The 12609-nt window shown below is 69.0% G+C and carries 12 protein-coding genes; 10 read left to right on the top strand and 2 right to left on the bottom strand.

Features of this window, described 5'->3' with window-relative positions; genetic code table 11:
• Nucleotide 1: 1 nt before the first annotated feature.
• A complete protein-coding gene (locus ACFOY2_RS37720) occupies nt 2-307 on the top strand; it encodes a hypothetical protein (protein WP_379532904.1) in 306 nt (101 codons plus the stop codon).
• A 348-nt stretch (nt 308-655) separates the two neighbouring features.
• Here ACFOY2_RS37720 and ACFOY2_RS37715 read toward each other — a convergent pair whose 3' ends face one another.
• On the bottom strand, nt 656-1147 hold the full coding sequence (locus ACFOY2_RS37715; protein WP_357828464.1) for an Lrp/AsnC family transcriptional regulator: 492 nt from the start codon (nt 1145-1147) through the stop codon (nt 656-658).
• Between the two features lie 196 nt (nt 1148-1343).
• Here ACFOY2_RS37715 and ACFOY2_RS37710 point away from each other — a divergent pair, with 196 nt between their 5' ends.
• The 9 genes from ACFOY2_RS37710 (at nt 1344) to ACFOY2_RS37670 (ending at nt 11020) form a co-directional block, all read left to right on the top strand.
• Complete coding sequence (locus tag ACFOY2_RS37710; RefSeq protein WP_379532903.1) at nt 1344-2777, top strand: gamma-aminobutyraldehyde dehydrogenase; 1434 nt, start codon at nt 1344-1346, stop codon at nt 2775-2777.
• Nucleotides 2778-2790: 13 nt separating this feature from the next.
• Nucleotides 2791-3882 carry an ABC transporter ATP-binding protein gene (locus ACFOY2_RS37705; RefSeq protein ID WP_379532902.1) on the top strand — a complete coding sequence of 364 codons (1092 nt, stop codon included), beginning with the start codon at nt 2791-2793 and terminating at the stop codon, nt 3880-3882.
• A 9-nt stretch (nt 3883-3891) separates the two neighbouring features.
• Nucleotides 3892-5094, top strand: a complete 1203-nt coding sequence (locus ACFOY2_RS37700; RefSeq protein ID WP_379532901.1) for a polyamine ABC transporter substrate-binding protein — start codon at nt 3892-3894, stop codon at nt 5092-5094.
• Nucleotides 5095-5096: 2 nt separating this feature from the next.
• The gene (locus tag ACFOY2_RS37695) at nt 5097-5948 is read left to right on the top strand and encodes an ABC transporter permease (protein WP_379532900.1); all 852 of its coding nucleotides are present in this window, start codon (nt 5097-5099) and stop codon (nt 5946-5948) included.
• Nucleotides 5945-6730, top strand: coding sequence for an ABC transporter permease (locus ACFOY2_RS37690; protein WP_379532899.1), 786 nt, complete (start codon nt 5945-5947; stop codon nt 6728-6730). The genes ACFOY2_RS37695 and ACFOY2_RS37690 overlap by 4 nt, the downstream gene beginning before the upstream one ends.
• 35 nt (nt 6731-6765) lie before the next feature.
• Entirely contained in the window at nt 6766-8160 is a 1395-nt protein-coding gene (locus ACFOY2_RS37685; protein WP_379532898.1) for an NAD(P)/FAD-dependent oxidoreductase, read from the top strand.
• A gap of 15 nt (nt 8161-8175) precedes the next feature.
• On the top strand, nt 8176-9048 hold the full coding sequence (locus ACFOY2_RS37680; protein WP_379532897.1) for an alpha/beta hydrolase: 873 nt from the start codon (nt 8176-8178) through the stop codon (nt 9046-9048).
• Between the two features lie 28 nt (nt 9049-9076).
• Nucleotides 9077-10021 carry a quinone oxidoreductase family protein gene (locus tag ACFOY2_RS37675; RefSeq protein ID WP_379532896.1) on the top strand — a complete coding sequence of 315 codons (945 nt, stop codon included), beginning with the start codon at nt 9077-9079 and terminating at the stop codon, nt 10019-10021.
• Between the two features lie 84 nt (nt 10022-10105).
• A complete protein-coding gene (locus ACFOY2_RS37670; RefSeq protein ID WP_379532895.1) occupies nt 10106-11020 on the top strand; it encodes a serine hydrolase in 915 nt (304 codons plus the stop codon).
• A gap of 14 nt (nt 11021-11034) precedes the next feature.
• On the opposite strand, the gene ACFOY2_RS37665 is transcribed toward ACFOY2_RS37670, so the two are convergent.
• Nucleotides 11035-12540: a DHA2 family efflux MFS transporter permease subunit gene (locus tag ACFOY2_RS37665; protein ID WP_379532894.1), complete on the bottom strand. Its 1506-nt coding sequence runs from the start codon at nt 12538-12540 to the stop codon at nt 11035-11037.
• Nucleotides 12541-12609 lie beyond the last annotated feature (69 nt).

Raw genomic sequence — 12609 nt, 5'->3', positions numbered from 1 at the left:
AATGGAAAGCCTCCTGGCCGAGGGCTGGCCCGAGGCTTGGGTCGAGGCCTGGGCCCAGGCCGAGGCCGAGTCCGTGCTGAAGATCCTTCAGTATCGTGGGGTCGCGGTGTCGGATGAGGTTCGTGAGCGGGTCATGGCCTGCCGGGACGAGGCGACGTTGGATCGATGGCTGTTTCGGGCACCGTACGTCTCGTCGGCGGAGGAACTCTTCGACTTGGACGCCGACGGTGAGAGGTCAGAAGAAAGGGCGGCCGAGTCGGCGGGCGGCGTGGATGGCGAGTCAGACCTCCGCAAACGCGGTGCCTGACAAAGCCCTTCTCGGCGGGGTCGGCATGGTTGAAGTCGCCCCCGCCCATAACTACGCGGAGAGCGCCTCGTTCGCCTCCCATTTGGCCTACGACCTCGTCAGCCTGCCGGTCCGGGCCTGAGCGGCACCGAGGCGTCCAGCGCATACCCGACCCGGCAGGGATGCGCCGCCCGTTCGACCCGTTCCGGCTGGCGTTCGCCTGGCAGGCCCCCAGTCGCGCGGTACGGCCCGTACGGCCCTTGTCTCGTTCGCTCGGCCGACACCCCAAGTCGCGTGCTGTAAGGCCCATGCGGGCCCTTACTTCATCCGCGTGGCCGGACCCCCTGAACTGTCGGCGACACCCCTGAGTTATCGGGTGCCCCAGGAGTAGGTCTGCTTGCGTAGCTTCAGGTATACGAAGGACTCCGTGGCGCGTACAGCAGGAATTGCCCGGATTTTGCTGAGAATCTCCAGTAAGTGCCCGTCGCCCTCGCAGACCACTTCGACGATCACGTCGAAGGAGCCCGCCGTGAGCACCACGTAGTCGATCTCGTCGATCGCGGCCAGCTCGTCGGCCACCGTCTCCAGGTCGCCCTCGCAGTTGACCCCGATCATCGCCTGGCGCGGGAAACCCAGCGTGAGCGGGTCGGTGACGGCCACGATCTGCATGACACCTGCTTCCTGCAGTCGCTGGACGCGCTGGCGTACCGCGGCCTCCGAGAGGCCGACCGCCTTGCCGATCGCCGCGTACGGCATGCGCCCGTCGCGCTGGAGTTGCTCGATGATCTGCTTGGACAGATCGTCGAGGACCACCGGACCGGAGTTCGTGCTGCTTCGGCGTACCCGGGGCGGCGTCGTCATAGAGCGGATTCCTCCTACCGGTCCGGCGTTACGGGGGCATTCCCGCTTCGTTGCCGTCCTGCTGCGACATGGTGTCAGTTCTTGGCGCTCTGTCAAGCGAATTCGTAGCAATTTGATATCTTCACCACGAAATCCCTTGTCGAGATGCAGCCGCTCTGTAAGAGTCGCGGCATCTCAGCCACCGCGAGGAGGGCGAATGAACACCCGTCTGCAGAACTTCGTCAACGGCGAGTTCGTGGACTCCAAGGGCGGCCGGTTCTCCGACGTCGTCGATCCGTGTACGGGCGAGTCCTACCTGCAGGCCCCGGTTTCGGGGGTGGAGGATGTCAACGCCGCCTTCGCCGCCGCCGCGGCCGCGTTCGAGTCGTGGGGCAGGACGACTCCGGGCGAGCGGGCCAACCTCCTGCTCAAGGTCGCCGACGCGATCGACGCGCGGGCAGATGAGATCAACGAGGCGGAGTGCCTCAACACCGGTAAGCCCCGGGCCCGCATGGCCGAGGACGAGACCCCGGTCGCGGCCGACCACTTCCGCTTTTTCGCGGGCGCCGCGCGCACGCTGGAGGGCCCCACGGCGGGCGAGTTCCTGGCCGACCACACCAGCGTGATCAGGCACGAGCCGATCGGCGTCGTCGGGCAGGTCACGCCGTGGAACTACCCGGTGATGATGGCGGTCTGGAAGATCGCCCCGGCTCTGGCGGCCGGTAACACGATCGTGCTCAAGCCGTCCGACACCACCCCCGTCGCCACGCTCAAGCTGGCGGAGATCCTCGGTGAGGTGCTGCCCGCGGGTGTCTTCAACGTCGTCACCGGCGACCGGGAGACCGGCGCGCTGGTGGTGAGCCACCCGACGGCCGCCATGGTCGCGATCACCGGCTCGGTCGGCGCGGGCATGTCGGTCGCCAAGAGCGCCGCCGACGATCTCAAGCGGGTTCACCTGGAGCTCGGCGGCAAGGCCCCGGTCGTGGTGTTCGAGGACGTCAAGGACCTGGGCAAGGCCGCCGCCGACATCGCGGTGGCGGGCCTGTACAACGCCGGCCAGGACTGCACCGCCGCCTGCCGGGTGCTCGTGCAGGAGAGCGTGCACGACGAGTTCGTGGCCGCGCTGACCGAGGCCGCGGCCGGCACCGTGACCGGCGACCTCGGCAACGAGGACGCGCTCTACGGCCCGCTCAACAACGAGAACCAGCTCGCCAGGGTCCAGGGCTTCATCGACCGGGTCCCGGCGCACGCCAAGGTCCTCACCGGCGGTCAGCGTGTCGGTGACAAGGGCTACTTCTTCGCCCCGACGGTCGTCGACGGGCTCAGGCAGGACGACGAGATGGTGCAGAACGAGGTCTTCGGCCCCGTGATCACCGTCCAGACGTTCACCGACGAGGCCGACGCCCTGGCCAAGGCCAACGACGTCAGGTACGGCCTGAGCGGCTCGGTCTGGACCTCCGACCACGGCCGTGCCATGCGGATGTCCAACAGGCTCGACTTCGGCGTGGTCTGGGTCAACACGCACATCCCGTTCGTCTCGGAGATGCCGCACGGCGGCTTCAAGCACTCCGGGTACGGCAAGGACCTGTCGGTGTTCGGCCTGCACGACTACACCCGGGTCAAGCACGTCATGCACTACATCGGCGAATAGGACAGAGCCCGGGATGACTGAGCTGCACGCGATCGAGCTTGAGGACGTCGTCAAGGAGTACCTCTCGCACGGTGAGGTCGTCCGGGCTGTCAAGGGTGTGACGCTGGGCATCGCCGAGGGGGAGTTCTTCTCCCTCCTCGGCCCGTCCGGCTGCGGCAAGACCACGACCATGCGGATGGTCGCCGGGTTCGAGCAGCCCTCCAAGGGCGTGGTCAGGCTGCACGGCAAGGACGTCACGAACGTCCCGCCGAACAGGCGCGACGTCAACATGGTCTTCCAGTCCTATGCGCTCTTCCCGCACATGAGCGTCTGGGACAACGTGGCCTTCGGGCTCAAGCAGCGCAGGACCCCGCAGGAGGAGATCAGGCGGCGGGTCGGCGAGATGCTGGAGATCGTCGATCTGACCGGCAGGGAGAAGCGCAGGCCGCGCGAGATGTCCGGCGGCCAGCAGCAGCGGGTGGCCCTGGCCAGGGCCCTGGTCAACCGGCCGAGGGCGCTGCTGCTCGACGAGCCGCTCGGGGCGCTCGACCTCAAGCTGCGCCAGGCCATGCAGGTCGAGCTCAAGCGCATCCAGCGCGAGGTCGGCATCACGTTCGTGTACGTGACGCATGACCAGAACGAGGCGCTGACCATGAGCGACAGGATCGCGGTCATGAACGACGGGCTGGTCGAGCAGCTCGCCGGCCCGCGCGAGATCTACGAGCGGCCCTCCACCGCGTTCGTGGCGGGCTTCATCGGCACCTCGAACCTGCTCGCCGGCGCCGCGACCGGCGGCGAGCTGAAGATCGGCGGCGGCCGGGTGCTGATTCCCGGGCACGACGGCGAGGTGACGGTGACCGTGCGCCCCGAGAAGATCACCATCGGCACCGAGGAGCCGCCGCCGAGCCTGAGCGCGGTGCGCGGGACCGTGGCCGAGGTCGCCTACCTGGGCACCTACAACAGCTACGCGGTGAGCCTCGCGGACGGGGCCGCGACGGGGCAGGGCGCCGGAACGGTCGTCACCGTGTTCCAGCAGAACGCGCTCGACGCCACGGCGACGGCGGAGCGGGGCGACTCCGTGTGGTTGTCGTGGCGGGCGCAGCACTCGTACGTGATTGGAAGTTGAGAGCACCTCATGAACCCCCCTCCCCTCCATCTGCCTCGTCGCGAGGCGTTCAGGATCGCCGGCTTCTCCGCGGCCGGGCTGGCGTTGGCCGCCTGTGGCGTGCAGGGGCAGAAGGCGGCCCCGCCGAAGGCCGACGCCGTCCAGGACTTCTGGGCCAAGCAGACCAAGCACGGCAAGGTCGTCTTCGCCAACTGGCCCGAGTACATGCCCGAGGACAAGGCGCCGCTGGAGAAGTTCAAAGAGGCGACCGGCATCTCCTACGAGTACAAAGAGGTCATCCAGGAGAACGCCGACTTCTTCGGCAAGGCCGACCCCGTGCTGCGCGCCGGCCAGTCGCTGGGCTACGACATCGTCGTCATGACCAACGGCATCCAGCTCCAGCACATGATCGAGCTGGGCTACGCGGTGCCGCTCGACCACACGCGACTGCCGAACTTCGGGGCCAACGCCGGCCAGAAGTACAAGGAGCGCTCCTACGACCCGGGCAGCAAGTACACCATTCCGTACACCTCCGGGGTGACCGGCATCGCGTACAACACCAAGTACGTCGATGAGGACATCACCAGCATCGCGTCGCTGTTCGATCCCAAGTACAAGGGGCGGGTCGGCATGATGTCCGACGCCCAGGAGATCGGGAACTTCGGCATGTTCGCGCTGGGGATCGATCCGGAGAAGTCGACCGAGGCCGACTGGAAGAAGGCCGGGGAGAAGCTCAAGGCGCAGCGCGACGCCGGAATTGTCCGGAAATATTACGATCAAAGCTATATCAATGCCGTCGCCACGGGCGACGTCTGGCTGAGCATGGGCTGGTCCGGCGACGTCTTCCAGCGCCAGCTCGCCGGCGAGCCGGTCAAGTTCGTCGTGCCCGAGGAGGGCGGCACGATCTGGACCGACAACATGCTCATCCCCAAGGGCGCCGCCAACCCGCTGGACGCGCTCATGCTGATGGACTACCTCTACCAGCCGGCCGTGGCCGCCGAGCTGGATGAGTTCATCCAGTACGTCACCCCCGTCCCGGCCGTGCAGGAGCTGCTGCGGGAGAAGGCCAAGACGGCCAAGGGCGAGGACAAGAAGGCGCTGGAGGACATGGTCGACAGCCCGCTCATGTTCCCGTCCGAGGCCGACTACGCCAAGCTGCGCACGTTCACCACCCTGACCAACCAGCAGCAGCAGGTGTTCAACCCGATCTTCCAGTCCATCACCCAGGCATAGCGATGCGGCGGCTCACCCCCTACCTCCTGGCGCTGCCGAGCTGGATGTGGCTGGCGATCTTCCTGGTCGTGCCCATGGCCGCGATGGCGTCGGTCTCCCTGCAGACCGGCAACGCCATCGACGGGTACGCCATGACGTTCAGCTTCTCCAACTACACCGACGCGCTCGGCAGGTACAGCCCGCAACTTTTCCGATCGCTGCTGTACGGCGGGCTCGCCACGGCGGCCATGCTGGTGATCGGGTACCCGGTGGCGTACTGGATCGCCTTCAAGGCCGGGCCGCGCAAGTCCGTGTACCTGTTCCTGCTGCTGCTGCCGTTCTTCGTCTCGTTCGTGCTGCGGACGATCTCCTGGAACTTCCTGCTGTCGGACAACGGCATCCTGTTCGGCACGCTGAAGGCGTGGGGGCTGCTGCCGGCCGACTTCCACGTGCTGGCCACGACGTTCGCGGTGGTGGGCGGGCTGACCTACAACTTCCTGCCGTTCATGATCCTGCCGATCTACGTGGCGCTGGAGCGGGTCGACCCGAGGGTGGTGGAGGCGGCCCAGGACCTGTACGCCACGCGGATGGGCGCCTTCCGGCGGGTGGTGCTGCCGCTGTCGCTGCCCGGGGTGTTCGCCGGGGTGCTGATGACGTTCGTGCCCGCGACGGCCGACCCGATCAACGCCCAGATTCTCGGCGGCACGTCGAACACCATGATCGGCAACATCATCCAGACCGAGTACCTGATGAACCTCGACTACCCGACGGCCTCCGCGCTGTCGTTCACGCTGATGGCGGTGCTGCTCGTGGGCATCTTCGTCTACGCCAGGGCGCTCGGCACCGACAACGTCCTGGAAGCGGCGGCCCGATGAGCAGGAGCGGGCTCGGCGATCGGCTGCTGCACGGCTACACCTGGCTGATCATCATCTGGCTGTCGTCGCCGATCGCCGTGATGATCCTGTTCGGCTTCAACGACAAGCAGAGCAAGTCCAACACCTCCTGGCAGGGCTTCACACTCAAGTGGTACGCCCAGCTTTTTGAGATCTCCGACCTGACCGTGGCGCTGCGCAACTCGCTGCTCATCGCCGTGATCAGCACCGTCGTCACCGTCGTCATCGGGACGATGCTCGGGCTGGCGCTCGGCCGGCACCGCTTCCGCGGCAAGGGCGCGACGAACTTCCTGGTCTTCGCCGCCATCTCCACGCCCGAACTGGTGATGGGCGCCTCGCTGCTGTCGCTGTTCGTCTCGGGCAACGTGCCGCGCGCCACCGCCACGATCATCATCTCGCACGTGCTGTTCTCGCTGTCTTTCGTGGTCGTCACCGTACGGGCGCGCATCGTCACGCTCGACCCGTCGCTGGAGGAGGCGGCCAGGGACCTCGGGGCCACGGCGTGGGGGACGTTCCGGCAGGTGACGCTGCCGTCGATCATGCCGGGCGTGATGGCGGGCGCGATGTTGTCGTTCGCGCTGTCCATCGACGACTACGTGGTGACGAGCTTCGTCAACGGCTCGACCGTCACCTTCCCGCTGTGGATCGTCGGCGCGGTGAAGACCGGTATCCCGGCGCAGGTCAACGTCATGGGTACGTTGATCTTCGGCATCGGTGTGCTGATCGCGGTGGTCAACGCGATCGCGGTGCGACGCCGTGACTGAAACATCCTCCATGACGTCGTAGGGAAGTGGGATTGGTGGATCCGCTGAAGGCGCTTGCTGACGCGGAGCGCAAGCCGTACTGGCTGGACAGTCCGGCCAGACCCGAGCCGCAGCCGCGGCTCTACGGGAACACGAGCGCCGACCTGGTCGTCGTCGGCGGGGGCTTCACAGGGCTGTGGACGGCCCTGATGGCCAAGGAACGCGATCCATCGCTGGACGTCGTCCTGCTCGAAGGGCGCAGGATCGGCTGGGCGGCCACCGGCCGCAACGGCGGGTTCTGCATGGCGACCCTCACCCACGGCCTGGCCAACGGGCTGGAGCGCTGGCCCGAGGAGATCGGGCGGCTCGAACGTTCGGGTGTGGACAACCTTGACGAGATCGAACGCACGCTGCAGCGCCACGGCATCGACTGCTCGTTCGAGCGCACCGGAGAGCTGCACGTGGCCACCGAGCCGTGGCAGCTCGACGGGCTGCGCGAGCACCTCGGCCTGATCTCCGAGCTGGGGCTCGACTACGTGCCCCTCGACCGGGAGCAGGTGCGGGCCGAGGTCGACTCGCCGACCTACCTGGGCGGGCTGTGGGAGCGCAGCGGCTGCGCCATGCTCGATCCGGCCCGCCTGGCCTGGGGGCTGAGGCAGGCGTGCCTGCGGCTCGGGGTGCGCCTGCACGAGCGCACCCCGGTCCGCTCGCTGCGCGACAACGGCAAGACGATCGTGCTGCGAACGCCGCACGGCGCGGTCACCGCGCCGAAGGTCGCGCTGGGCACGGGCGTGTTCCCGCCGCTGCTGCGCCGCCTCAAGCACTTCCTGGTCCCGGTGTACGACTACGCGCTGATGACCGAGCCGCTGACCGACGCCCAGCTCGCCTCGGTGGGCTGGCGCAACCGGCAGGGCGTCGGCGACTCCGGCAACCGCTTCCACTACTACCGGCTGACCGACGACAACCGGATCCTGTGGGGCGGCTACGACGCCGTCTACTACAACGGCGGTCTGGTCAAACCCGAGTACGACCAGCGCGACGAGACGTTCACGACGCTGGCCGAGCACTTCTACGCCACCTTCCCGCAGCTCGACGCCGTGCGGTTCAGCCACAGGTGGGGCGGCGTGATCGACACCTGCAGCCGGTTCAGCGCCTTCTACGGGCAGGCGCACGGCGGGCGGCTGGTCTACGCCGTCGGTTACACCGGTATGGGCGTCGGGGCGACCCGCTTCGGCGCGAACGTGCTGCTCGACCTGCTGTCGGGCGAGCGCACCGAGCGGACCGAGCTGCGGATGGTGAAGGAGAAGCCGATCCCGTTCCCGCCCGAGCCCGTGCGCTCCGGGGTGATCCAGTTCACCCGGTGGTCGATCGCCCAGGCCGACCGGCACGGGGGCAGGCGCAACCTGTGGCTGCGCACGCTGGACCGGATGGGTCTCGGCTTCGACTCGTAGCGCAGACTTGGGCGTATGAAAGTCGAGTTCGTGGTGGACGGCCTCACACTGGCGGGGGACCTGCGGGTGCCCCGCGGCGTGGGGCCGCGTCCTGCTCTGGTCTTCACCGGGCCGTTCACCGGGGTGCGTGGGCAGGTTGCCGGGTTGTACGCGGCGCGGCTGGCGGAGCGGGGGTACGTCACGCTGGCCTTCGATCATCGAAACTGGGGCGAGTCCGAGGGGACGCCGCGGCAGGATGAGGATCCGCAGGGCAAGCTGCGTGATCTGCGGGGGGCGGTGTCGTACCTGCGGTCGCGGTCCGAGGTGGCGGCGGATCGGATCGGGGTGGTGGGGATCTGCCTGGGCGGGGGATATGCCCTGAAATTTGCTGCTTTTGATCCGCGTGTACGGGTATTTGCGGGCATTGCCGGGGCGTACCACAACCCGTACACCACGAGTTCCGGCACGGATTACCAGACGGTCCTGAGCGACCTCACCGACGTGCTGGAACGCCAGGACCGGGGCGGGATCGTCGAATACCTGCCCGCCGTCGCCGAGGAAGGCGAGGCCGCCATGCCGGGCGACGAGCCCTACGCCTACTACGGCACCGAGCGCGGCGCCGCGCCCCACTGGGCCAACAGGGTGACCAGGGCCGGCATGCGCGAGCTGATCACCATGGACAACATGATCGGGGCGGACTTCCTGTCGCCGAAGCCCGCCCTGATCGTGCACGGGCTCGTCGACCGGCTCTGCCCGCCGGAGGGGGCCGAGGAGGCGTTCAAGCGGCTCGACGAGCCGAAGCAGCTCGTCTGGGTCGACGCCAAGCGGCACATCGACCTCTACGACCGCGAGCCGTACCTCACCCAGGCCGTGGACGCGACCGCCGGCTTCCTGGACCGGCATCTCTGACCATCGTGCCGCGCTGATCGGGGAGTTCATGCGTGCCATTCAGTTCGCCCGCTTCGGCGGGCCCGAGGTGCTCGAAGCGGTCGAGCTGCCCGATCCGGTGGTGGGGCCAGGACAGGTGCCCGTCGAGGTGGAGGCGGCGGGGGTGAACTTCTCCGATGTCCGGCAGATCGCCGGGCACAACTCGCCGCCCGGCGGCCTCCCGTTCGTCCCCGGCACCGAGGTGATCGGGCGCGACGCGCTGGGGCGGCGGGTGATGGGATTCACCGCCAACGGGTACGCGAGCAAGGCCGTGCTGGACGCCGGCGACCTGGTGGTCGTGCCCGGCTCGCTCGGGGCGGGGGAGGCGTTGGCGCTGCTGGCACAGGGGCTGACCGCCTTGCACCTGCTGCGCTCGTCGGCCCGGATGCGGCCGGGGGAGAGCGTCGTGGTCCATGCGGGGGCCGGTGGGGTGGGGAGCCTGGCCGTGCAGCTCGCCAGGGTGCTCGGGGCCGGGCGCGTGATCGCCACCGCCTCCACCGAGGACAAACGCTCGCTGGCCAGGTCCCTGGGGGCGGATGCCGCCGTGGACGGGGCCGCCACCGGGTACGCCGAGCGGGTCATCGAGGCCAACCGCGGCCGTCCTGTGGACGTCGTGCTGGACGCGGTGGGCGGGGAGGTGTTCGAGGCGGCCCTGACGGTGCTGGGGATGTTCGGGCGGCTGGTGACGTACGGGTCGGCGGCCGGACGGACCGCGTCCCCGGTCGATCCGGCCCGGCTGGTGGCCGGCAACCAGGGTGTCTGCGGCTTCTGGCTCAAAGCGCTGCTGGCCGCGCGCGGACTGTGCGGGGCAGGGATCGGCGAACTGGTCGATCTCGCCGTCGCGGGACGGATCAGGCCGGTGGTCGGGGGCGTCTACCCGCTCGGCGAGGCGCGGCGGGCGCTGGCCGACCTGGCGGGACGGCGTACCGTCGGCAAGGTCGTGCTGAAGGTCTGACCAGGAAACGCCGTGGCGGATCGGGATGATCGGCCCGAGGGGAATGAGTCTGCTGACCCCCGGACCGATCACAGGGGTTGGCGCGTGCGCGGGAAGTGGATGATCGCCTGGGGCATGCTGGCGGCCGCGGGAGCAGGATGCGGGAGCGGGCGCGGGCCGGTCGTGCCCGTCACGGTGGGGGCGCCGGTCAAGGTGGCCAGGTGCGTGCTGAAATTGCCCGACGCCAGAGGGGCCAGGGTGGCCAGAAACCGGCTAGAGCGCGATATTTCCCGCTATATGAGCCAACGTCCCGGACGGATCGTCTACGGCGCGCTGGACCTCGTCACCGGCGTCTCCTTCGGCCAGGGCGAACACGACCGCGACATGATCACCGCCAGCGGCGCCAAAGTGGACATCGTCGCCGCCCTGCTGCACAGCCGCGCCGGAGAGCTGAACGAGGAGGAGCGGGAGCTGGCCGAGCGCATGATCAAGGAGAGCGACAACAAGGCGGCGGACGCGATGTGGTCGCGCGTCGGGGGCACGGACGTCATGACGGGCTTCTACGACCGCATCGGGCTCAGGGAGACCACCCCGGGACCCGGCACCTACTGGGGCGGCACCCTCACCAGCCCGGCCGACCGCATCCGCCTGCTTCAGGTGCTGGTGCGCGGCGGCGGAGAGCTGTCGTCCACGGATCGGCGGCTCGTGCTCCGGCTGATGGAGCAGGTCCAGCCGGACCAGGCGTGGGGCGTCAGCGCCGCCGCCCGTCCCGGGGATCGGGTCGCACTCAAGAACGGGTGGACGCCGCGGCCGTTCATCCGCGAAACCTGGGCCGTGACCAGCTACGGGCGCGTCGTGGGGCCGGGAAGGGACCTGCTGCTCGCCGTCCAGACGGACGAGCAGCCGGGGGAGGAGGTGGGGATCGAGACGGTCGAAGGCATCGCCCGCACCATCGGCGCCCGTCTCGACGCCCTCTCTCCCACCACCACCCGCCCCTGCCCCACCAACCCCATCGCCTGATGGGTGGCCCTACCTCAAACCCGGACCGGCGTCTCGTCGGAGATGACCTTCGGCACCCCGCGCAGTCCCACGAACGCGAGCACCGCGACCACCGCCAGCATCGCCGCCGTGACCGCCGACGTCAGGTGCATGCCCTCGAGGAACGCCGTCTGCGCCGCCCGCAGGAGCGCCCCGGCCTGCTCGGACGGCAGCGCCTGCGCCACGCCCACGGCCCCGGCCAGCGACTCCCGCGCGGCCTCGGCCGACACCCCGGCGGGCAGTTCGAGGTTGGCGCGGTAGGCGCTGTTCAGCACGGTGCCCAGGATCGCGATCCCCAACGCCGCGCCCAGCTCGAACGACGTCTCCGACACCGCGGCCGCCGCCCCGGCCCGCTCCTTGGGCGCCGTGGCCAGCACGTTGTCGTTGTTGACGGTGAAGGCGAACCCGACCCCGGCCCCGCCGATGGCCATGGCGGGGAGCAGGACGAGGTAGTTCAGCTCCAGGGTGAGCGTGGTGTAGAACAGGAACGAGCACCCGGTCAGGGCCACGCCGAGCGCGACCACACCGTTCCTGCCGATGCGGTGGATGAGCTTCGTGGCCGCCATGCCGCTCACCGCGGAGCACAGCCCGCCGGGGAGCTGCGCCAGCCCCGACTGCAGCGGCGACCAGCCGAGCACGAGCTGCAGGTACCAGGCGAACATCAGCATCGTCGACGACATCGCGAAGATGGCCAGCAGGTTCGTCAGGATGGAGGCGCTGAACGCCCTGCGGGCGAAGAGCCGCACGTCGATCAGCGGCTCGGCCAGCCGCCTCTGCCGCCGCACGAACATCCAAAGCAGCACGATCCCGACCACGCCCGCCACCAGCACGTCGGCGTGCCCGATGCCCTTGTGCGCCACCTCCTTGATCGTGTAGACGACCGCCACCACGCCGGCGAAGGACAGGGCGGCGCTGAGCAGGTCGATCCGGCCGGCGTGCGGGTTGCGCGACTCCGGCAGCACCAGGACGCCGGCCACGACGATCAGCAGCATGATCGGCACGTTGATCAGGAAGACCGAGCCCCACCAGAAGTGGTCGAGCAGCACGCCGCCGACGACCGGGCCCACGGCGAAGCCGACCGCGCTCATGCCGCTCCAGATGCCGATGGCCGCGGTACGCTCGCCGGGGTCGGTGAACACGTTGCGGATGATCGACAGCGTCGACGGCATGATCGTCGCGCCGGCCACGCCCAGCAGCGCTCTGGCGGCGATGAGCAACTCGGCGTTCGGCGCGTACGCGGTCACGACCGAGGCGACCCCGAACGCGGCCGCGCCGATCAGCAGCAGGCGTTTGCGGCCGATGCGGTCGCCGACGTTGCCCATGGTGACGAGCAGGCCGGCCAGCGCGAAGCCGTAGATGTCGCCGATCCAGAGCAACTGCGTCGCGTTCGCGCCGAGCTCGGTCACCAGCCGGGGCAGGGCCAGGTGCAGCACCGTCAGGTCGAGCGAGAGCAGGAGGGCGGCCAGACAGGCGATGGCCAGACAAGCCCATTTGTTCTTCATGCGCCCACTGTCGGCGCAGCGGCTGACGGGCCGCCTACCGTCCGCTGACCATCCGGCTGACCCCGCCGT

This window comes from Nonomuraea purpurea (assembly GCF_042650645.1).
Taxonomy (GTDB): domain Bacteria; phylum Actinomycetota; class Actinomycetes; order Streptosporangiales; family Streptosporangiaceae; genus Nonomuraea; species Nonomuraea purpurea.
The sequence above is the reverse complement of the archived record's forward strand: the minus strand, read 5'-3'. Positions and strand labels throughout refer to the sequence as shown.